Genomic DNA, 18,472 nt, shown 5'->3' with positions numbered 1-18,472 from the left:
ATGAGCGAGCGACTCCAGCCGGGGGACACCGCCCCCGCGTTCACCCTGCCCGACGCCGACGGCACCGAGGTGTCCCTGTCGGACCACAAGGGCCGCAAGGTCATCGTGTACTTCTACCCGGCCGCCCTCACGCCCGGCTGCACCAAGCAGGCCTGCGACTTCACGGACAACCTGGAGCTGCTGGCGGGCGCGGGCTACGACGTCATCGGCATCTCCCCCGACAAGCCGGAGAAGCTGGCCAAGTTCCGCGACAAGGAGTCCCTGAAGGTCACGCTGCTCGGCGACCCGGACAAGCAGGTCCTGGAGTCCTACGGCGCCTTCGGCGAGAAGAAGCTCTACGGCAAGACGGTGGTCGGCGTCATCCGCTCCACGATCGTCGTGGACGAGGAGGGCAAGGTCGAACGGGCCCTGTACAACGTCAAGGCGACGGGCCACGTGGCCAAGATCATCAAGGATCTGGGGGTCTGAGACCCGCTGATCGTCTCGCGAGCGGCTCGTACCGGAGAGGTCCGGTACGAGCCGCTCCGCATTCCGCACGCATTCCGGGCGTGACTGTCCGATAAACGGTTCGTTACTCCGTGCGAGACCACGAACGGGTGGTCGGGGACGGAGGGCGTGTGATGGGGGCCAGTGCGTACACCAGAGAACGGCTGGAGGAGGCGGCTCGGGGGGCGCGGTCGCTGTCGGAGGCGCTGCTGTTGTTGGGGGTGGATCCGCGGAGCTCAACTCGGCGTTATGTGTCCCAGCGGATGAAGAAGCTCGGCGTGGACGTTTCGCACTTCGAGCGCGAGGGAGTGCGGTGGTCGAGGGACGTACTTGAGCGGGCCGTCACCGCATCGACGAACATGTGCGAGGTACTGCGGCGTCTAGGACTCGAGGTGGTGGGCGGACATCACACGCACATCAGCCGCCGGATCAAGGCCTACGGCATCGACACATCGCATTTCAGGGTGCCGACCCGGCGGGGAAAACCCTGGCGTCCGCGCACACCCGAGGCCTTGCTGGTCGAGCAACCGGCCGATCGCGCCCGGCGCATTCCGAGCGACCGCCTCAAGTGGGCGATGACGTCGTCGGGAGTAGCGGTGAGATGCGCCCTGTGCGGCACGGAGCCGGTGTGGCGGGGCCGGCCGCTCCCTCTGGAGGTCGATCACATCGACGGCAACTGGAGGGACAACCGCATCGAGAACCTTCGGCTCCTCTGCCCCAACTGCCATTCGACTACGGACAATTACCGGGGGCGCGGCAAGGGACGTGCCTCATGAGAAGTCGGCGCCCACGGCCCACGTCCGAGGAACTGCAGGACGCAGTCACCGAGTCCTTCTCCGTCGCAGAGGTACTGCGCCGCCTGGGGCTCCCGGACGGCGGTACTCAGCGCAGATATCTGCGCCTGTGGATCGCCGAGGATCAGCTCATCACGGAGCACTTTCTGGGCCAGGCCCACCAGCGCGGGAAGCGCCGCCCGACGTTGGCCAAACGCCCCGAGGACGTCCTGGTCAAGCATGACGGCAAGCGTCGGACCCGCACTGTTGTGCTGCGTCGGGCGCTCCGTGAAGTCGGCGTTTCAGAAGCATGCGCCGACTGCGGGATCGGCCCGGAGTGGCTCGGTAAGGCCATGACGCTGGAGGTGGATCACATCAACGGGGACTGGAGCGACGACCGGCCGGAGAATCTGCGGTTGCTGTGCCCCAACTGCCACGCCGTCACGAGCACCTGGTGCCGGGGTGGCAGACGCGGATAGACGACCGATGCTTCCCCGGTAGCATGGCCTTCGCACGCGGCCGTTGCTGAACGGTATAAGCAGAGGTTTTAGGTGCCTCGGGGCGTTTGCCCATGTGGGTTCGACTCCCACCGGCCGCACGCCCATAGGGGCCGTCCGTAAGGGCGGCCCCTATTCTGACTCAGCCCAACAGCTCCCCCACCACCGGCACCAGCGCCCGGAACGCCTTCCCCCGGTGGCTGATCGCGTTCTTCTCCTGGGGGGTCAGTTCCGCGCAGGTACGCGACTCGTTCTCCGGCTGGAGGATCGGGTCGTAGCCGAAGCCGCCGGAGCCCGTCGGCTCGTGCCGGAGGACCCCGCGCAACTGCCCCTCCACCACCCGCTCCGTGCCGTCGGGCAGGGCGAGTGCCGCCGCGCAGGCGAAGTGGGCGCCGCGGTGTTCGTCGGCGATGTCGGAGAGCTGGGCGAGGAGGAGGTCCAGGTTGGCCCGGTCGTCGCCGTGGCGGCCGGACCAGCGGGCGGAGAAGATGCCGGGGGCGCCGCCCAGGACGTCGACGCAGAGGCCGGAGTCGTCGGCGACGGCCGGGAGGCCCGTCGCCCGGGCCAGGGCGTGGGCCTTGAGGAGGGCGTTCTCGGCGAACGTCACGCCCGTTTCCCTGACGTCGGGGATGTCCGGGTAGGCGTCGGCTCCGACGAGTTCGTGGGGCAGCCCGGCTTCGGCGAGGATGGCGCGAAGTTCGGTGACCTTCCCGGCGTTACGGGTGGCGAGGATCAGGCGACTCATGGCCCCAAGGGTATGGGGCCCCGTCAGGGGCGCGGGGAACTGCGCGACCAGCCCCCGCGGACCCGCGCCCTCTCAAGGCGAGAAACCCGGCACATGAGAAGCCCGGCCGAGCTAGCGCGGCGTCACGGCGTGCAGACCTTCGTCAGTTCGCCCGCAGCGTCCGTCACCGGGCTGATGTCGGGCGTCTCGTCGCCGTTCTTGATCGAGGTGCGGACGTTGTCGACGGCCTTGTTCAGGTCGTCGACGGCCTTGCCGACATCCGCGTTGTCGGTCTTGTCGCCGATCTCGCCGAGGTTCTGGTCGATGGAGTCGAGGGACTCGTCGATCTGCGTCGGGTCGTTCGACGCGCTGTCGACCGCCTGCTGGAGTTCCGTGACGCTGTCGGCGATGGCGTCGGCGGTCTGGACGCAGTCCAGCGCCTTGTCGACGGCGGCGCAGCCGGTGGTGAGTCCGGCGGTCAGCGCGACGGCCGCCAGGGTGGCGGCGACGGCTGCGGTGCGGCGTCGGCGGCTCGCGGCCATGGAGCGGTCCCTCTCGTTCGGTCGGGCCGGTCGGGCCCGCACGGCTGGCCGGGCGCACAGGGATGAGCCGTGCGCCCGTACTCCTTCAGACGCGAGTGTGCTCGGCGCGGTTGCCCGTACCGAGCACCTCTCTTGGTGTGCCTTTTACTTTCGGGTTACTTCTCGGGCTGCTTGCCGAGGACGGCGTCGAGCGCGGTGCGCTGGTGGGCGGCGAGTTCGTCGCAGCCGGCGACCGCGAGGTCGAGGAGCGCGTTGAGTTCGTCGCGGGCGAAGGGTTCGGCCTCGGCGGTGCCCTGGACCTCGACGAAGCGGCCGTCGCCGGTGCAGACGACGTTCATGTCGGTGTCGGCCTTGACGTCTTCCTCGTAGCAGAGGTCGAGGAGGGGGACGCCGCCGACGATGCCGACGGAGACGGCGGAGACGGTGCCGGTGAGGGGCTTGCGGCCGGCCTTGATGAGCTTCCTGCCCTGGGCCCAGGCGACGGCGTCGGCCAGTGCGACGTAGGCGCCGGTGATGGCGGCGGTGCGGGTGCCGCCGTCGGCCTGGAGGACGTCGCAGTCGAGGACGATGGTGTTCTCGCCAAGGGCCTTGTAGTCGATGACGGCGCGCAGGGAGCGGCCGATGAGGCGGCTGATCTCGTGGGTGCGGCCGCCGATGCGGCCCTTGACGGACTCGCGGTCGCCGCGGGTGTTGGTGGCGCGGGGCAGCATGGAGTATTCGGCGGTGACCCAGCCTTCGCCGCTGCCCTTGCGCCAGCGCGGGACGCCTTCGGTGACGGAGGCGGTGCAGAAGACCTTGGTGTCGCCGAAGGAGACGAGGACGGAGCCTTCGGCGTGCTTGCTCCAGCCGCGCTCGATGGTGATGGGGCGGAGCTGCTGGGGGGTGCGGCCGTCGATTCGAGACATGCGGCTGAGCCTATCCGTACGTGCGGAGGGGCCCTTCCCGTGGTGGGAGGGGCCCCGGCCGGTGGTGGGGGTGGGAGTCTCAGGGGGCGAAGCCCGGGACGATCCCCGCCCTTCACATCATGTCTTCGATCTCCGCTGCGATGGGGTCGGCGTCGGTGCCGATGACGACCTGGATCGCGCTGCCCATCTTGACGACGCCGTGGGCGCCGGCGGCCTTCAGAGCGGTCTCGTCGACCTTGGCGGGGTCCACGACCTCGGTGCGGAGGCGGGTGATGCAGCCTTCGACCTCTTCGATGTTGTCGATGCCGCCGAGCCCGGCAACGATCTTCTCAGCCTTGGTGGCCATGTTCGTTCTCCCTGATCCGAACCGCTTTGTCGCAGTAACCCACAGTTGGCCCCTCTTCGCGAGCGGCCATGTCGTGTGTGCCGAAGGATGGCGTCACGTTCGTGCGACTGTCGAACGACTGGTCTACACCACGAGTAGGCCTCCCGACAAAGGGGACCGGGATGAGTGCCGACAGCCCCACCGGCGCCGCGCCGGCCGTCAGCCCCGCGCCGGCTCGCTGGAACCGGCTGTTCCAGGGGTTGCAGAAGATGGGCCGGAGTCCTCAGCTGCCGATCGCGGTGCTGCCGGCGGCGGGGATCCTCAACCGGCTGGGGCAGCCGGACGGGTTCGGCACCGCCACCGGCCCCTCCGGACAGTCCTCCGGAAACTGCCGCAACACCGTGAAGTAGACGAGGAACCCGGCCACCGCCGCCAGCGCGTCGAGACGTTCGTCCAGCCCAGCCCGTCGTCCCCGCGCGGTTCCATCGCACGCAGCTGGTGGACTGGCTGGGGTTCTTCAACGGGTGGCGGCTGGTGCCGATCATCATGGCCTTCGTGGCGCTCCTGTTCGCCGCGCTGTGTCTGTGGGTGTGGCCGCCGGTGGGTGACGCGCTGGAGAGTTTCAGCGACTGGATGGACGGTCTGGACGCGTGGGGCGCGGTGCGCTGCCGGCGGCGGCACTGGCGATCACGCGCTGTGCGCGGCCGGAGCGGCGCAAGGAGGTCGGCGGTCTGATGCTGTCGGTGGCGCTGACGTCGTTCGTCACCGGTATCACCGAGCCGATCGAGTACTCGTTCCTGTTCGTCGCGCCGGTGCTGTACGTGGTGCACGCGGTGCTGACGGGGGTGTCGATGGCGGTGACGTGGGGGCTGGGGGTGCATGACGGGTTCAGCTTCTCGGCGGGGCCGATCGACTACGTCATCAACTGGAATCTGGCGACGAGGCCGTGGCTGATGATCCCGATCGGTCTGGGGTTCGCGCTCGTCTACTACGTGATCTTCCGGTTCGCGATCACGAGGTTCGATCTGGGGACTCCGGGGCGTGAGCCGGCCGAGGACGTGGAGGACAGCGCCAAGGGGTGATCGTCTCAGCGGGGCGGAATTGGCGGGTTCCACTCGTTCGGCCTACCGTGCTACAACTGGTCTACACCACTCACTGGTGGAGGTCGCGCGGTGTTGTCCGCGTTCCCCTTTCTTTGAGACGCCGCCGTCCCCCGCTGAATTCTCCCTGGGCGGCGCCGTGCCCCCTGGAGGAAGTTCATGTCCACAGCCACAGCCGCGCCCGCGAGCCCTAAGAAGGGGTCGGCCGTCATGGCCGTCATGCAGCGCATCGGCCGCAGCCTGATGCTGCCCGTCGCGGTGCTGCCCGCCGCCGCCCTGCTGGTCCGCCTCGGCAACACCGACATGCTCGGTCGCGAGTCGTTCCCCGGGTTCATCACCAAGATCGCGGGCTTCATGGCGGCCGGCGGCAACGCGATCCTCGACAACATGGCGCTGCTGTTCGCGGTGGGCATCGCGATCGGCTTCGCCAAGAAGTCGGACGGCTCCACGGCGCTGGCGGCCGTGGTCGGTTACCTGGTCTTCAAGAACGTGCTGGCCACCTTCACCGACAAGAACCTGCCGAAGGTCGCCACGGCGGTCGACGGCAAGGTCGTCATGGTCGACGCTCCCGTGGACGCCAAGGTCCTCGGCGGTGTGGTCATGGGCATAGTCGTGGCCCTGCTCTACCAGAAGTTCTACCGGACCAAGCTGCCGGACTGGGCGGGCTTCTTCGGCGGCCGCCGCCTGGTTCCGATCCTGTCCGCCTTCGCGGGCCTGGTCATCGGCATCGTCTTCGGTTACATCTGGCCGGTCCTCGGCACGGCGCTGCACAACTTCGGCGAGTGGCTGGTCGGCTCCGGGGCGGTCGGCGCGGGCATCTTCGGTGTCGCCAACCGTGCGCTCATCCCGATCGGCATGCACCACCTGCTGAACTCCTTCCCCTGGTTCCAGGCCGGCACCTACGAGGGCAAGAGCGGCGACATCGCCCGGTTCCTGGCCGGTGACCCGAGCGCCGGACAGTTCATGACCGGCTTCTTCCCGATCATGATGTTCGCCCTGCCGGCGGCCTGCCTGGCGATCGTGCACTGTGCCCGGCCCGAGCGCCGCAAGATCGTCGGCGGCATGATGCTGTCGCTCGCGCTGACCTCGTTCGTCACGGGCGTCACCGAGCCGATCGAGTTCACCTTCATGTTCATCGCCCCGGTGCTGTACGCGATCCACGCGGTGCTCACCGGTGTCTCGATGGCGCTGACCTGGGCGCTGGGGATGAAGGACGGCTTCGGCTTCTCGGCCGGCGCGGTGGACTTCTTCCTGAACCTGGGCATCGCGACCAACCCGTGGGGTCTGGCCCTGGTCGGTCTGTGCTTCGCGGCGGTCTACTACGTGGTGTTCCGCTTCGCGATCACCAAGTTCAACCTGCCCACGCCGGGCCGCGAGTCCGACGAGGAACTCGCCGAGCTGCAGAAGGCGGAGGCGAAGTAGTCCGCTGACGCCGAGGGCCCCGGAACCGTTCGGTTCCGGGGCCCTCGTGTGTGCCTGGCGCTCAGATCTCGTACGTCTGCCGGGGTGCGGCGAGGTGCACCGGACCGTCGTACACCTCGCGGGCGTCGACGGCGTTGACCTGGGGGTCCGTCCACGGCGGGATGTGGGTGAGGACCAGGCGGCGGGCACCGGCCCGGGCCGCCGTCTCACCCGCCTCGCGGCCGTTGAGGTGCAGGTCGGGGATGTTCTCCTTGCCGTGCGTGAACGCGGCCTCGCACAGGAACAGGTCGGCGTCCCGGGCGAGTTCGTCCAGCGCGGGGCTCACTCCGGTGTCGCCGGAGTACGTCAGGACCTTGCCGCCGTGCTCGATGCGGATGCCGTAGGCCTCCACGGGGTGGGCCACCCGCTCGGTGTGCACCGTGAACGGGCCGAGCTCGAAGGTGGACGGCTTGACCGTGTGGAAGTCGAAGACCTCGCTCATGGAGGAGGCGGAGGGGGTGTCCGCGTAGGCGGTGGTCAGCCGGTGTTCCGTGCCTTCGGGGCCGAAGACGGGGAGTGGATCGCAGCGGCCGCCGTCGTGGCGGTAGTAGCGCGCGACGAAGTACGCGCACATGTCGATGCAGTGGTCGGCGTGCAGATGGCTGAGGAAGACAGCGTCGAGGTCGTAGAGACCGCAGTGGCGCTGCAACTCGCCCAGGGCACCGTTGCCCATGTCGAGGAGCAGCCGGAAGCCGTCGGCCTCTACGAGGTAGCTCGAGCAGGCCGATTCCGCGGAAGGGAACGACCCCGAGCAGCCGACGACGGTGAGCTTCATGAAGCAGAAACCTCCGCTGGCGGGAATGTCTGAGAGGGGCGTCGGGGGTCGTGCGGTCCGTCGAGCGTAAGGCGCAAAACCTCCGGTAGCTCCTCCGCCAAGGCCTGTTGTGGGCGAACTCACCTGTGGTGTCACCGGTTCGGCTGGCAGGGCCGGGGGTGATCCTCGTGAGGGGGGCGCGTGGCGGGGACCGCGACGGTAACGTCTCAGTATGGACACGTCCTGGTGGCTGGCGCTCGCCGCGGTGGTGCTGCTCGCGCTCATCGCCACGCTCGTCGACGGCTGGGGCCGCGGGCGCCGGCCGTCGGCCGGGCGGATCCGGACCGCGGCACCGGCCGCCCCGCCGGAGAGCCGGCCGCAGCCGGCGGAGATCTGGTGGGCGGACGTGCCCTACGAGGACGAGGCCCGGACCAAGGACCGGCCCTGCCTGGTCCTGGCGGTGCGCGGGGAGCGGGCGACGGTCGCGAAGATCACCACCCGGTTCCGCGACGAGCGGACCGGGGTGATCCCGCTGCCCCCGGGCTCGGTCGGCGACACTCAGGGCCGGGCGAGTTTCCTGGAGACGGACGAGCTGCGGGAGGTCCCGGTGTGGGGCTTCCGGCGGCGGGTCGGCGTGGTGGATCCGGCGCTGTGGGACCAGGTGCGGTACTTGGCGGGCTGAGCACCCACCGACGGCCGGGCACGTCCGGGGCTGCACATGCGCGAAGGGCCGGAGTCGTCGTGACTCCGGCCCTTCGTCGTGTCGTTGCCCGGCGTCGGCTACGCCCAGAGCTGGCCCTGGAGCGTGTCGATGGCCTCCTCCGTGGTGGCCGCCGTGTAGACGCCGGTCGAGAGGTACTTCCAGCCGCCGTCGGCGACGACGAAGACGATGTCGGCCGGCTCCCCGGCCTTGACGGCCTTCTTGCCGACGCCGATCGCGGCGTGCAGCGCGGCGCCCGTGGAGACACCGGCGAAGATGCCCTCCTGCTGGAGGAGCTCACGGGTGCGGGTGACCGCGTCCGCCGAGCCGACGGAGAAGCGGGTGGTGAGGACGGACGCGTCGTACAGCTCGGGGACGAAGCCCTCGTCGAGGTTGCGCAGGCCGTAGACCAGGTCGTCGTAGCGCGGTTCGGCCGCGACGATCTGGACGTCCGGCCTGTGCTCGCGCAGGAAGCGGCCCACGCCCATGAGGGTGCCGGTGGTGCCGAGGCCGGCCACGAAGTGCGTGATCGACGGCAGGTCGGCGAGGATCTCCGGGCCGGTCGTGGCGTAGTGGGCGCCCGCGTTGTCCGGGTTGCCGTACTGGTAGAGCATCACCCAGTCGGGGTGCTCGGCCGAGAGCTCCTTGGCGACGCGCACGGCCGTGTTGGAGCCGCCCGCCGCCGGGGAGGAGATGATCTCCGCACCCCACATGCCCAGCAGGTCCCGGCGTTCCTGCGAGGTGTTCTCCGGCATCACGCAGACGATGCGGTAGCCCTTGAGCTTCGCCGCCATCGCCAGGGAGATGCCGGTGTTGCCCGACGTCGGCTCGAGGATGGTGCAGCCCGGGGTCAGACGGCCGTCCTTCTCCGCCTGCTCGATCATGTGCAGGGCCGGACGGTCCTTGACCGATCCCGTCGGGTTGCGGTCCTCCAGCTTCGCCCAGATGCGGACGTCGGCGGACGGCGACAGCCGCGGCAGGCGCACCAGGGGGGTGTTGCCGACCGCGGCCAGGGGGGAGTCGTAGCGCATCGGTGATCAGACCATGCCGCCGGCCACGGCCGGCAGGATCGTGACGTTGTCGCCGTCCGACAGCTTGGTGTTGATGCCGTCGAGGAAGCGGACGTCCTCGTCGTTCAGGTAGACGTTGACGAAGCGGCGCAGGCTGTCGCCGTCCACGATGCGGGCCTGGATGCCGGCGTGCCGGGTCTCGAGGTCGGTGAAGAGCTCGGCGAGGGTGTCTCCCTTGCCCTCCACTGCCTTCTGACCGTCGGTGTAGGTGCGGAGGATGGTCGGGATGCGGACCTCGATGGCCATGGCTTCAGGGCTCCTGTCGGGAGTAGTCGGTCGGGGCGCGCGGCAGCGCAGGAACAGCAGGTGGTGCGTGTGTGCAGCGCCGCGGCTCACGGCCGTACGGCGGCAGGGACCGGCGTCAACAGATGGCGCTGGCGAGCCTGCACAGGTCGACGTGCAGCCGCGCCACGAGCAGATCGCCCGGCGTCTTTTCGCTCACGTCATGGAAAACCATGGGCTCATCGTATCGATTCCCGGTCCGGGTCCTGGAATGTGATCCCACATGGCGGACATTTCCGGGTCGGAGAGTGAGACCGCCCTGCTCAGACGTCCTCAGTAGGCCTCGACGACCTGGACCTCCTCCTCCGTGACCTCGCCCTCGACGATACGGAAGGAGCGGAACTGGAACTCGCCGTCGCCGTCGGTGTCGGCGGTGGAGACGAGGACGTAGTGCGCGCCGGGCTCGTTGGCGTAGGAGATGTCGGTGCGCGAGGGGTAGGCCTCGGTCGCGGTGTGGGAGTGGTAGATGACCACCGGCTCCTCGTCGCGGTCGTCCATCTCGCGGTAGAGCTTGAGCAGGTCGCCGGAGTCGAACTCGTAGAACGTGGGCGACATGGCCGCGTTCAGCATCGGGATGAAGCGCTCCGGGCGGTCCGAGCCCGCCGGGCCGGCGACGACGCCGCACGCCTCGTCGGGGTGGTCCTTGCGCGCGTGGGCGACGATCTGGTCGACGAGGGCCTGGGTGATGGTCAGCATGCCGGCAAGGATAAGCAGAAGGGCCGTTCCGTACCGAGGGTTGGTACGGAACGGCCCATATGCCGGACGCCCTGAGCGGCAGCGGCGGGGAGTGCCACGAGTACTCCCCGCCGCTGGGCGTCCCGCGGGTTGGTCAGCCGACCTTCTCGAACTCCGCGTCGCCGCGGCGCTCGGTGATCTGCGGGTTGCGGCTCTTGAGGACCCGCCAGCCGACGCCGAGGGCGACAGCCCAGCCGGCCGCGACGTACAGGCAGACCCGCGCGTCCTTGTCGTACGCGATCATGCAGGTCACGCCGATGAGGAAGAGGAGCGCGACCCAGCTGAAGAGCGCACCGCCGGGGGCGGGGAAGGACGAGGCGCGCAGCCGGCCCGCGTCGACCGCGGCGCGGTAGCGGATGTGGCTGACGAGGATCATCATCCAGGTCCAGATGCCGGCCGCGGTGGCGACGGAGGTGACGTAGAGGAACGCCTTCTCCGGGACGACGTAGTTCAGGACGACGCCGATGCCCATGAGCGCGACGGAGACCGTGATGCCGACGGCGGGCGTCTTGCGGGCGTTGAGCTTGCCGAACGCCTGCGGGGCCTCGCTGTTGGCGGCCAGGTCGCGCAGCATGCGGCCGGTGGAGTACATGCCGGAGTTGCAGGACGACAGGGCCGCGGTGAGCACGACGAAGTTGACGATGCCCGCGGCGAGCGGGATGCCGATCTTGCCGAAGGCGTGGACGAAGGGGCTCTCACCCGCGGAGAACTCGGTCCACTTCACGACGGACAGGATGACCAGCAGCGCGCCGACGTAGAAGACGATGATGCGCCAGGGCAGGGTGTTGATGGCCTTGGGCAGGGTCTTCTCGGGGTTCTCGGACTCGCCCGCGGTGACGCCGACGAGCTCGACGGCGAGGTAGGCGAACATGACGCCCTGGAGCGTCATCAGGCTGGAGCCGATGCCGTTCGGGAAGAAGCCGTCGTGCGCCCAGAGGTTGGAGACGGCGGCGGTGTCACCGGCGTCGGAGAAGCCGAGGGTGAGCACGCCGAGGCCGATGACGATCATGCCGATGATGGCCGTGACCTTGATCATCGAGAACCAGAACTCGACCTCGCCGAAGATCTTGACGGAGATCAGGTTGACGCCGAAGAGCACCACCAGGAAGACCAGGGCGCTGACCCACTGCGGGATCTCCGGGAACCAGAAGTGGATGTAGATCGCGGCGGCGGTGAGCTCGGCCATGCCGGTCACCACCCACATGAGCCAGTACGTCCAGCCCGTGACGAACCCGAAGAATGGGCCGAGGAACTCGCGGGCGTACTCGGCGAAGGAGCCGGAGACGGGCCGGTAGAGGAGCAGCTCGCCCAGGGCCCGCATGATGAAGAAGATCACGACGCCCGCGAGGGCGTACATGAGGATGATGCTGGGGCCGGCCTTGGCGATGTTCGCACCGGCGCCCATGAACAGGCCGACGCCGATGGCGCCACCGATCGCGATCATCTGGACCTGGCGGCTGCCGAGTCCGCGCTCGTACCCCTCTTCGGAGACGTTTTCCGATTCGACCTGCGCAGAGGTCATGTGTGGTGCGCCTTTCTCCATGCCGACCCGGGCCCTCGTCGGCCTCGGATCGGGTTTCGATCCCCCCGGAATGATGGAGCTGAGCGGGCCCGGAAGCCTGCTCGTGCCTGGCCGGCGGTTGCCGGCTCGGTGGCGCACCCGGCCGAACATTCGGGTGGTGTTCTGCCGGGCGGTCGTGAAGATTTATCACGGCCGCAACACTGATCACAGGGGTGGGATGTGGCGCACCGCACAGGGAAAAGCGGACAAAACGCTTTCGAGGGGGCCATAGGAGGCGGGTGCGGTGACGGGATCGTTATCCGGATTTGAGTGTCCTCTGAGCGAACACCGATCGGTCACCCAGCGGTCACAAAACCTGCACCGATCAGGCCATAAGGGTTCCGACCAGCGTCTCCTGGAGTCCACCCAGCCAGAGGTAGGCCATCACCATCGGCTTGCGGGGGTCGTCGTCCGGGAGGCGGTAGAGGAGGTCGGTGTCCTCGTCCTCGGTGATCTCCAGCCGCGAGCCGATCGCGAGCCGCAGGTCGTTCAGCGCGCCCAGCCACTGCTGCGACTCGGCCGTCGACAGCTTCAGGACCGCGCCGCCCTCGCCTGCCGCGGCCGAGGAGAGCGCGTCGAGGGAACGGATCACCGCGAGGGCGCTGTTCCGCTTGCCGGCCCGCAGGTCGTTCTCGGTGTACCGCCGGAACTCCGCGGAGTGCGCCCGCTGCTCCTCGGCGTCCCGGGCCGAGGCAGGCTGCTCCGGGTCGCTGTAGGCGTCCGGGAAGAGCCGCCGCAGCACCGGGTCGGTGGGCGGCTCGCTCGGGCCCTCCGCGAACAGCTCGGCGAGCGGGTCGTCGGGGGCGTCCTCGGCGGGGCCGGGGCCGATGAGCTCCAGGAGCTGCACGGCCAGCGACCGGATGATGGAGATCTCGACGTCGTCGAGGGCGACGGCCGCGCCGCCGCCGGGGAGCGGTTCGAAGGTTCCGGGCATGAAGGCCTTTTCGCTGCTGGGCGGGGAGCCGGCTACTTGCGGTCCTGCTGGAGGGTGGCCCACAGGCCGTAGCCGTGCATGGCCTGCACGTCGCGTTCCATCTCCTCGCGGCTGCCGCTGGAGACGACCGCCCGGCCCTTGTGGTGGACGTCGAGCATGAGCTTGGTGGCCTTGTCCTTGGAGTAGCCGAAGTACGACTGGAAGACGTACGTCACGTAGCTCATGAGGTTGACCGGGTCGTTGTGGACGATGGTGACCCACGGGAGGTCCGGCTCGGGTACGGCGAAGACCTCCTCCGCCGACTCGGTGCGTTCGATCTCCAGGGGCGCGGGTGACGTCACACTGCCCATGCTGCCACCCGAGGGGGGTAGTCGCACAAACGGGCCTGGCAGCAAGGCGATCGCGTGTCCGCGGACCGCAATCGTCAGATTGACGAAATGGGGGTACGATCGCCGCTATGAACACAGCGGACCTTGGGCTGCCGGTGGACGTTCCCTCGACGGCGCTCTTCACGGACCAGTACGAGCTGACGATGCTGCGGGCCGCCCTCGCGTCGGGCACGGCCGAGCGGCGGAGCGTGTTCGAGGTCTTCACCCGGCGGCTGCCGGAGGGGCGCCGCTACGGCGTCGTGGGCGGCACCGGACGGGTGCTGGACGCGGTGGAGAACTTCCGCTTCGACACGGCCGTGCTGACCTTCCTGCGCGAGCGGGAGATCGTCGACGAGGAGACCCTGGACTGGCTGGCGGGCTACCGGTTCCGCGGCGACGTCTGGGGCTACCCCGAGGGCGAGGTGTACTTCCCGGGTTCGCCGATCATGCGGGTCGAGGGCACTTTCGCCGAGTGCGTGCTGCTGGAGACCGTGATCCTTTCGATCCTCAACCACGACTCGGCGATCGCCGCGGCCGCCTCGCGCATGTCGGCGGCCGCCGGTGGCCGGCCGCTGATCGAGATGGGCGCCCGGCGCACCCACGAGCTGGCGGCGGTGGCGGCCTCCCGGGCCGCCTACGTCGGCGGCTTCGCGACCACCTCCGACCTCGCGGCGGGCTTCCGCTACGGCATCCCCACCGTCGGCACCTCAGCGCACGCCTTCACCCTGCTGCACGACAGTGAGCGGGACGCCTTCCGGGCCCAGGTGGACACGCTGGGCCGGGGCACCACCCTGCTGGTGGACACCTACGACGTCGCCGAGGCGGTCCGCACGGCCGTCGAGGTCGCCGGGACCGAGCTGGGCGCGGTGCGGATCGACTCCGGGGACCTGCTGCTGGTGGCGCACCGGGTGCGTCAGCAGCTCGACGAGCTGGGCGCGAGGGACACGAAGATCGTCGTGACCTCGGACCTGGACGAGTACGCGATCGCCTCGCTGGCCGCGGCGCCGGTGGACGCGTACGGCGTCGGTACGCAGCTGGTGACCGGCTCCGGCCACCCGACCTCCTCGATGGTCTACAAGCTGGTCGCGCGGGCCGAGTCCGCCGATCCGAAGGCGCCGCTGGTGCCGGTGGCGAAGAAGTCCAGCGGCGGCAAGACGTCGGTAGGCGGACGCAAGTGGGCCGCGCGGCGGCTGGACTCCTACGGGGTCGCCGAGGCCGAGGTGATCGGCACCGGGCCGGTGCCGGCCGGGCTCGCGGACCGGCAGTTGCTGGTGGAGCTGGTCAAGGGGGGCGAGGTGGTGGCGCGTGAGCCCCTGGACGCGGCGCGCGAGCGGCACACGCGGGCGCGCGCGGGTCTCCCGATGTCGGCCACGCAGCTCTCGCGCGGGGAGCCCGTCCTTCCCACGGAGTACCTGCACGCGTCCTCGGGTAACTAACTGCGGTGTGCCGTGACGCGCGGGCCCGCGACCCCTCCCGTCCGCTCCTCCTTGTCAATAGGCTCGGTGGTTCACCGGCCGGGCTTGCCGACCTCATAGCCGAAGGACACCGACCATGCGCCGCGCCTTGATCGTCGTCGATGTGCAGAACGACTTCTGCGAGGGGGGCAGCCTCGCGGTGTCCGGCGGTGCCGATGTGGCCGCCGCCGTCACGGAGCTGATCGGGCAGGCCGCCGGGTCCGGCTACCAGCACGTCGTGGCCACCCGCGACCACCACATCGCCCCCGGCGGCCACTTCTCCACGAACCCGGACTACGCCCGCTCCTGGCCCGCGCACTGCGTGGCCGGCACCGAGGGCGTCGGCTTCCACCCGAACTTCGCCCCCGCCGTCGCCTCCGGGTCGATCGACGCGGTGTTCGACAAGGGGGCGTACTCGGCGGCGTACAGCGGTTTCGAGGGCGCCGACGAGAACGGCACGCCGCTGGCCGACTGGCTGCGCTCCCGCGACGTCACCGAGGTCGACGTGGTCGGCATCGCCACGGATCACTGCGTACGCGCCACGGCGCTGGACGCCGCCCGGGAGGGTTTCCGCACCCAGGTCCTGCTGGACCTGACGGCCGGGGTGGCGCACGAGAGCACCGAGCGCGCCCTGGAGGAGCTGCGCGAGGCGGGCGTGGAGCTGTCGGGCAAGCCGGTCGTGCAGTAGTCCCGCTCTCCGGCGGCCCCGCGGTTCAGGTCTGCGGCGTCGGGCGGCGCAGCAGCGCTCTGATCGGGCGCCACAGCTCCTGGACCAGCTCCGGGCTCGACGCGACACCGTTGTCGGGGGCCGTGCGCCATATCAGGCCGTCGGGGTGGTGCAGGACCGCGGTGATCTCGTCGGGGGTCGGCGGGGCGGCGTTGCCGCGCAGGTAGACCGACCGCAGACCGAGGTTGCGGAGCCTGGTCAGGGCCCGGGCGCGGTTCACGGAGTGGACGAGGACGCGGACGGCGCCGGGGCCGTCGGCGGCGGGGCTGGGCAGGTTCAGTGCCACCACCACCGTGCCGTTCGGTAGCTTGCAGAAGCCTCCTGCGGCCATGCGCTCATCCCCCTGTGCCGGTCGGTGTCAATAAGAGAGCCACAGGACGCACCTAAACACGGATCGGCGGTGACCCGCCAGTGGGTCACCGCCGATCATGCTCTGACCTGCAAGGATGCGGATTACCTACCCGCGGCGCCGACCTCCAGCTCGATCGTCGAGCCGTCCTTGGCTTCCTTGAGGATCTTGATCTTCGTGTTGGTGTCAGTGATCTTGACACCCGCGGTCGGGTTCGACTCGTCGTAGTAGTCGTTCTTCCGGTCGTTGAAGACCGAGACGCCCTTCGAGCCCGGGATGTACTTCGCCACGTCCGCCTTGTGCAGCGTCATGCCGTCGGTGCGGTAGAGGCTGAACGGCGAGTCGTAGGCCTGGACGCGGTTGCGCATCAGGGTGCCGTCGGCCCACTTCAGCGCGTCCGGGTGCGAGTCGATCGGCAGGACCAGACCGGTGCCCTTGTGCTGGCTGGTGTTGTTGTCCACCTGGGAGGTGTCCCACTTCCAGATCAACAGGCCGTTCTGGTACGCGTAGTGCTCCACCCAGTCCGGGCGCGCCGTGAAGCCGAAGTTGTACGGGCCGGTCTTCAGCGTCTTGTCGTACGACACGTACTGCCGGTTCTCGGCGATGTAGTACTGCGCGTAGTCCTTGGTGAAGGACGCGCCGATGCGGGAGAAGCCGGTGGCCTTCCACGCGCCGTCCGCGGTCTCGGCGTTGTCGGAGAAGACGGGCGCACCGTCGGCCGTCACCGTGATCGCGTCGGCCGCGAAGCCCTTCTGGGCCACGCCGCCGTCGGTCTGGTAGCGGAAGCGGAGGTCGATCTTCTTGCCGGCGTAGGCGTCCAGCGGGAAGGCGAGCTTCTTGTAGCCGTCGACCGTGCCGGTCAGGACCGGCTTGTCGCTGGCGTCGCGCTGGATCGGCTGGCCGTCCACCGTGCCGTCGACAGCGGTCCAGTTGGCGCCGCCGTCGGTCGAGACCTCGGTGTAGAGGAAGTCGTAGTTGGCCTCGATGTCGTACCAGCCGTCGAGGGTCAGCTGCGCCTTCGACTTGCCGGTCAGGTCGACGACACGCGTCAGGGTGTTCTTGAGGTTGTCACCGCTGCCGCTCCACCACTGGGTCTTGCCCTCGGCGGGGGTCACGACCTCGGTGGTGACCGCCTTCTTGGGGAGGTCGACGACCAGGGCCTGCTTGTGCTTGGTGTTGTACTCGGCGAGGCCCAGCTTGTGCCAGGAGCTGACGCCGGCCTTGGCCTTGTCGAAGTTCAGCCAGCCCAGCTGCATCTTGTCCCAGGCGGTCATGTCGCCGGGCAGGTCGCCGATCTCGTTCTTGCCGGTGCCGAGCCAGGAACCGGACGACATCAGCGTCCAGAAGCCGGTGGAGTTCTCGCCGCCCGAGGTGTCGTAGTGGTCCGGCAGACCGAGGTCGTGGCCGTACTCGTGGGCGTAGACGCCGAGTCCGCCGTTCTCCGGCTGGACGGTGTAGTCGCCGACCCAGATGCCGGTGTCGCCGATCTTCGCACCGCCGAGCTTGTTGCTCTCGGGGCCGGTGGCCCCGGCGTCGGTGCCGAAGGCGTACCAGCGGTGGGCCCAGATCGCGTCGGTGCCCTGGGCGCCGCCGCCCGCGGACTCGTCCTCGCCGGCGTGCACGATCTGGAAGTGGTCGATGTAGCCGTCGGGCTCGTTGAAGTCGCCGTCGCCGTCGAAGTCGTAGCGGTCCCACTCGTCGAACCGGGCGACGTCCGCCTTGATCTGCGCGTCGGTGCGGCCGGCCGCCTTCTGCCGGTCGACCCAGGCGTTCAGACCGTCGCTGACGACGTTCCACACGCTCGAGCAGTTGGTGTCACCGCAGGCGTTGTTGCCGTAACGGGCCTCGTTGTAGGGGACCTTGACCCAGTCGGAGACCTCGCCGTCGACCGAGTAGCGGCCCGAGGACTGCTTCTCGTAGTAGGTCTTGACCGAGTCGACGCCCTTGCCGTGACCGAAGTACAGGTCCTGGAAGTACTCCTGGTCGTAGTCGGCCCTCCACGCCGTGGAGTTGTCCTTCTTGCGGTCCGGCTTGGCTATCGTGTTGTGCAGCGGGCCGGGGGTGCCGCCGTAGCGGCTGTCGACCTTGTCCCCGAACTCGACCAGGATCGTGAAGATCTTGTCGGTCTTCTCGCGGCCGAGCTCGACGTACTTGTCGTCGCCCTTCTTGCTCTTGAGCTTGACGACCTTCGAACCTTCGCGGTTCTTGACCTTGCTCTTGCCGGATATGACCTGCTTCAGGGCCTCCTGGCGCTGAGCGTCCTGCGTCTTGCTCAGCGGGCCTTCGAGGTCGTGCTCGTCGTGATGCCGATCCGCCGGGTCATGACGGTCCACTGTGGTGGACCGGGGGGCCGAGGCGTCGTCGGCCACCGCGTACGTCGAGGCGGTGGCGGTGGCCGCTGCGAGCGCCACGCTGATGGCGGCCGCTCTGAACGTCCAGGGTCTACTGGTCACTTGAGATCCTCCCCCGCGTTCGGGCGCGCGGCAGGCAGGGTCCCGGTCATGGAAATCCGCGCGCGCGTGATCAACGCGTGTAGTCAAGTGACGACATTTGACTAGAGGTTTAGAAGAAAAGACAGACCTTGACTTGGACAAGTCAAGTGCACTATGCGGAGGCGACGTTCGTTTTACGGACAACCAAACGGTTGTCCCGCGGCCCTCCCCACCGGCCGTGCGGGCGCGTGCATATGTCCACTAGGTGGACGTCATGACTCCGTGCGCCCCCT

The 18,472-nt window shown here is 69.0% G+C and carries 21 protein-coding genes, 1 tRNA gene and 1 pseudogene; 9 read left to right on the top strand and 14 right to left on the bottom strand.

The features are described from left to right. From bcp to BJ965_RS23985, 4 genes are all read left to right on the top strand, one after another. Nucleotides 1–468, top strand: coding sequence for a thioredoxin-dependent thiol peroxidase (bcp, locus tag BJ965_RS24000; protein ID WP_184910638.1), 468 nt, complete (start codon nucleotides 1–3; stop codon nucleotides 466–468). Between the two features lie 152 nt (nucleotides 469–620). After that, complete coding sequence (locus BJ965_RS23995) at nucleotides 621–1,262, top strand: HNH endonuclease signature motif containing protein (RefSeq protein ID WP_184910636.1); 642 nt, start codon at nucleotides 621–623, stop codon at nucleotides 1,260–1,262. Beyond that, entirely contained in the window at nucleotides 1,259–1,738 is a 480-nt protein-coding gene (locus BJ965_RS23990; protein WP_184910634.1) for an HNH endonuclease, read from the top strand. The genes BJ965_RS23995 and BJ965_RS23990 overlap by 4 nt, the downstream gene beginning before the upstream one ends. A 36-nt stretch (nucleotides 1,739–1,774) precedes the next feature. Then, nucleotides 1,775–1,857: transfer RNA gene (locus tag BJ965_RS23985), tRNA-Leu, on the top strand. Nucleotides 1,858–1,898: 41 nt separating this feature from the next. Here BJ965_RS23985 and rdgB read toward each other — a convergent pair. The 4 genes from rdgB to BJ965_RS23965 form a co-directional block, all read right to left on the bottom strand. Further along, nucleotides 1,899–2,501: an RdgB/HAM1 family non-canonical purine NTP pyrophosphatase gene (rdgB, locus tag BJ965_RS23980; protein ID WP_184910632.1), complete on the bottom strand. Its 603-nt coding sequence runs from the start codon at nucleotides 2,499–2,501 to the stop codon at nucleotides 1,899–1,901. Nucleotides 2,502–2,623: 122 nt separating this feature from the next. After that, nucleotides 2,624–3,022, bottom strand: a complete 399-nt coding sequence (locus BJ965_RS23975; protein WP_184910630.1) for a hypothetical protein — start codon at nucleotides 3,020–3,022, stop codon at nucleotides 2,624–2,626. A gap of 155 nt (nucleotides 3,023–3,177) precedes the next feature. Then, nucleotides 3,178–3,927 (bottom strand): ribonuclease PH, encoded by a 750-nt coding sequence (gene rph, locus BJ965_RS23970; RefSeq protein WP_184910629.1) that lies wholly within the window; start codon nucleotides 3,925–3,927, stop codon nucleotides 3,178–3,180. 112 nt (nucleotides 3,928–4,039) lie between these two features. Further along, the gene (locus BJ965_RS23965) at nucleotides 4,040–4,273 is read right to left on the bottom strand and encodes a glucose PTS transporter subunit EIIB (protein ID WP_010039992.1); all 234 of its coding nucleotides are present in this window, start codon (nucleotides 4,271–4,273) and stop codon (nucleotides 4,040–4,042) included. A 161-nt stretch (nucleotides 4,274–4,434) separates the two neighbouring features. Between BJ965_RS23965 and BJ965_RS23955 the strand changes: the two are divergent. Both BJ965_RS23955 and BJ965_RS23950 read left to right on the top strand, forming a co-directional pair. Next, nucleotides 4,435–5,334, top strand: a pseudogene (locus BJ965_RS23955) (PTS transporter subunit EIIC). Between the two features lie 177 nt (nucleotides 5,335–5,511). Further along, nucleotides 5,512–6,774 carry a PTS transporter subunit EIIC gene (locus BJ965_RS23950; RefSeq protein ID WP_030837827.1) on the top strand — a complete coding sequence of 421 codons (1,263 nt, stop codon included), beginning with the start codon at nucleotides 5,512–5,514 and terminating at the stop codon, nucleotides 6,772–6,774. A 61-nt stretch (nucleotides 6,775–6,835) separates the two neighbouring features. Here BJ965_RS23950 and BJ965_RS23945 read toward each other — a convergent pair whose 3' ends face one another. After that, nucleotides 6,836–7,588 (bottom strand): MBL fold metallo-hydrolase, encoded by a 753-nt coding sequence (locus BJ965_RS23945; protein WP_184910627.1) that lies wholly within the window; start codon nucleotides 7,586–7,588, stop codon nucleotides 6,836–6,838. A gap of 211 nt (nucleotides 7,589–7,799) precedes the next feature. Between BJ965_RS23945 and BJ965_RS23940 the strand changes: the two genes are divergently transcribed. Then, nucleotides 7,800–8,249 carry a type II toxin-antitoxin system PemK/MazF family toxin gene (locus tag BJ965_RS23940; protein WP_184910625.1) on the top strand — a complete coding sequence of 150 codons (450 nt, stop codon included), beginning with the start codon at nucleotides 7,800–7,802 and terminating at the stop codon, nucleotides 8,247–8,249. A gap of 98 nt (nucleotides 8,250–8,347) precedes the next feature. Here BJ965_RS23940 and BJ965_RS23935 read toward each other — a convergent pair whose 3' ends face one another. The 7 genes from BJ965_RS23935 to clpS form a co-directional block, all read right to left on the bottom strand. Next, on the bottom strand, nucleotides 8,348–9,298 hold the full coding sequence (locus BJ965_RS23935; protein WP_184910623.1) for a PLP-dependent cysteine synthase family protein: 951 nt from the start codon (nucleotides 9,296–9,298) through the stop codon (nucleotides 8,348–8,350). A 6-nt stretch (nucleotides 9,299–9,304) separates the two neighbouring features. Beyond that, nucleotides 9,305–9,583 carry a MoaD/ThiS family protein gene (locus BJ965_RS23930; RefSeq protein WP_030837819.1) on the bottom strand — a complete coding sequence of 93 codons (279 nt, stop codon included), beginning with the start codon at nucleotides 9,581–9,583 and terminating at the stop codon, nucleotides 9,305–9,307. A 115-nt stretch (nucleotides 9,584–9,698) separates the two neighbouring features. Next, nucleotides 9,699–9,794, bottom strand: coding sequence for a putative leader peptide (locus BJ965_RS40190; protein ID WP_311688247.1), 96 nt, complete (start codon nucleotides 9,792–9,794; stop codon nucleotides 9,699–9,701). Nucleotides 9,795–9,892: 98 nt separating this feature from the next. Further along, the gene (locus BJ965_RS23925; RefSeq protein WP_184910621.1) at nucleotides 9,893–10,315 is read right to left on the bottom strand and encodes a Mov34/MPN/PAD-1 family protein; all 423 of its coding nucleotides are present in this window, start codon (nucleotides 10,313–10,315) and stop codon (nucleotides 9,893–9,895) included. 133 nt (nucleotides 10,316–10,448) lie between these two features. Beyond that, complete coding sequence (locus BJ965_RS23920; protein WP_184910619.1) at nucleotides 10,449–11,876, bottom strand: amino acid permease; 1,428 nt, start codon at nucleotides 11,874–11,876, stop codon at nucleotides 10,449–10,451. A gap of 364 nt (nucleotides 11,877–12,240) precedes the next feature. Continuing rightward, nucleotides 12,241–12,849, bottom strand: coding sequence for a DUF2017 domain-containing protein (locus tag BJ965_RS23915; protein ID WP_184910617.1), 609 nt, complete (start codon nucleotides 12,847–12,849; stop codon nucleotides 12,241–12,243). A 32-nt stretch (nucleotides 12,850–12,881) separates the two neighbouring features. Continuing rightward, nucleotides 12,882–13,199: an ATP-dependent Clp protease adapter ClpS gene (gene clpS, locus BJ965_RS23910; RefSeq protein WP_030837810.1), complete on the bottom strand. Its 318-nt coding sequence runs from the start codon at nucleotides 13,197–13,199 to the stop codon at nucleotides 12,882–12,884. Nucleotides 13,200–13,306: 107 nt separating this feature from the next. Between clpS and BJ965_RS23905 the strand changes: the two genes are divergently transcribed. Together BJ965_RS23905 and BJ965_RS23900 are read left to right on the top strand one after the other, a co-directional pair. Beyond that, entirely contained in the window at nucleotides 13,307–14,653 is a 1,347-nt protein-coding gene (locus tag BJ965_RS23905; protein WP_184910615.1) for a nicotinate phosphoribosyltransferase, read from the top strand. A 115-nt stretch (nucleotides 14,654–14,768) separates the two neighbouring features. Beyond that, the gene (locus BJ965_RS23900; RefSeq protein WP_142163627.1) at nucleotides 14,769–15,359 is read left to right on the top strand and encodes a nicotinamidase; all 591 of its coding nucleotides are present in this window, start codon (nucleotides 14,769–14,771) and stop codon (nucleotides 15,357–15,359) included. A gap of 25 nt (nucleotides 15,360–15,384) precedes the next feature. Here the strand turns inward: BJ965_RS23900 and BJ965_RS23895 are convergent, their stop codons facing one another. After that, on the bottom strand, nucleotides 15,385–15,729 hold the full coding sequence (locus BJ965_RS23895) for a hypothetical protein (RefSeq protein ID WP_142163625.1): 345 nt from the start codon (nucleotides 15,727–15,729) through the stop codon (nucleotides 15,385–15,387). A gap of 122 nt (nucleotides 15,730–15,851) precedes the next feature. Next, complete coding sequence (locus BJ965_RS23890) at nucleotides 15,852–18,200, bottom strand: immune inhibitor A domain-containing protein (protein WP_184910613.1); 2,349 nt, start codon at nucleotides 18,198–18,200, stop codon at nucleotides 15,852–15,854. Between the last annotated feature and the right edge of the window lie 272 nt (nucleotides 18,201–18,472).

The sequence above is a fragment of the Streptomyces luteogriseus genome (genome assembly GCF_014205055.1).
GTDB classification, from domain to species: domain Bacteria; phylum Actinomycetota; class Actinomycetes; order Streptomycetales; family Streptomycetaceae; genus Streptomyces; species Streptomyces luteogriseus.
The sequence above is the reverse complement of the archived record's forward strand: the minus strand, read 5'-3'. Positions and strand labels throughout refer to the sequence as shown.

Bases quoted from the DNA above. Each gene is read 5' to 3' on its own strand.
- BJ965_RS23945 (WP_184910627.1), bottom strand. From the start codon at position 7,588: ATGAAGCTCACCGTCGTCGGCTGCTCGGGGTCGTTCCCTTCCGCGGAA.
- rph (WP_184910629.1), bottom strand. From the start codon at position 3,927: ATGTCTCGAATCGACGGCCGCACCCCCCAGCAGCTCCGCCCCATCACC.
- BJ965_RS23950 (WP_030837827.1), top strand. From the start codon at position 5,512: ATGTCCACAGCCACAGCCGCGCCCGCGAGCCCTAAGAAGGGGTCGGCC.
- BJ965_RS23935 (WP_184910623.1), bottom strand. From the start codon at position 9,298: ATGCGCTACGACTCCCCCCTGGCCGCGGTCGGCAACACCCCCCTGGTG.
- BJ965_RS40190 (WP_311688247.1), bottom strand. From the start codon at position 9,794: ATGGTTTTCCATGACGTGAGCGAAAAGACGCCGGGCGATCTGCTCGTG.
- BJ965_RS23990 (WP_184910634.1), top strand. From the start codon at position 1,259: ATGAGAAGTCGGCGCCCACGGCCCACGTCCGAGGAACTGCAGGACGCA.
- BJ965_RS23975 (WP_184910630.1), bottom strand. From the start codon at position 3,022: ATGGCCGCGAGCCGCCGACGCCGCACCGCAGCCGTCGCCGCCACCCTG.
- clpS (WP_030837810.1), bottom strand. From the start codon at position 13,199: ATGGGCAGTGTGACGTCACCCGCGCCCCTGGAGATCGAACGCACCGAG.
- BJ965_RS23930 (WP_030837819.1), bottom strand. From the start codon at position 9,583: ATGGCCATCGAGGTCCGCATCCCGACCATCCTCCGCACCTACACCGAC.
- BJ965_RS23900 (WP_142163627.1), top strand. From the start codon at position 14,769: ATGCGCCGCGCCTTGATCGTCGTCGATGTGCAGAACGACTTCTGCGAG.
- BJ965_RS23915 (WP_184910617.1), bottom strand. From the start codon at position 12,849: ATGCCCGGAACCTTCGAACCGCTCCCCGGCGGCGGCGCGGCCGTCGCC.
- BJ965_RS23895 (WP_142163625.1), bottom strand. From the start codon at position 15,729: ATGGCCGCAGGAGGCTTCTGCAAGCTACCGAACGGCACGGTGGTGGTG.
- BJ965_RS23965 (WP_010039992.1), bottom strand. From the start codon at position 4,273: ATGGCCACCAAGGCTGAGAAGATCGTTGCCGGGCTCGGCGGCATCGAC.
- bcp (WP_184910638.1), top strand. From the start codon at position 1: ATGAGCGAGCGACTCCAGCCGGGGGACACCGCCCCCGCGTTCACCCTG.
- BJ965_RS23905 (WP_184910615.1), top strand. From the start codon at position 13,307: ATGAACACAGCGGACCTTGGGCTGCCGGTGGACGTTCCCTCGACGGCG.
- BJ965_RS23995 (WP_184910636.1), top strand. From the start codon at position 621: ATGGGGGCCAGTGCGTACACCAGAGAACGGCTGGAGGAGGCGGCTCGG.
- rdgB (WP_184910632.1), bottom strand. From the start codon at position 2,501: ATGAGTCGCCTGATCCTCGCCACCCGTAACGCCGGGAAGGTCACCGAA.
- BJ965_RS23920 (WP_184910619.1), bottom strand. From the start codon at position 11,876: ATGACCTCTGCGCAGGTCGAATCGGAAAACGTCTCCGAAGAGGGGTAC.
- BJ965_RS23940 (WP_184910625.1), top strand. From the start codon at position 7,800: ATGGACACGTCCTGGTGGCTGGCGCTCGCCGCGGTGGTGCTGCTCGCG.
- BJ965_RS23925 (WP_184910621.1), bottom strand. From the start codon at position 10,315: ATGCTGACCATCACCCAGGCCCTCGTCGACCAGATCGTCGCCCACGCG.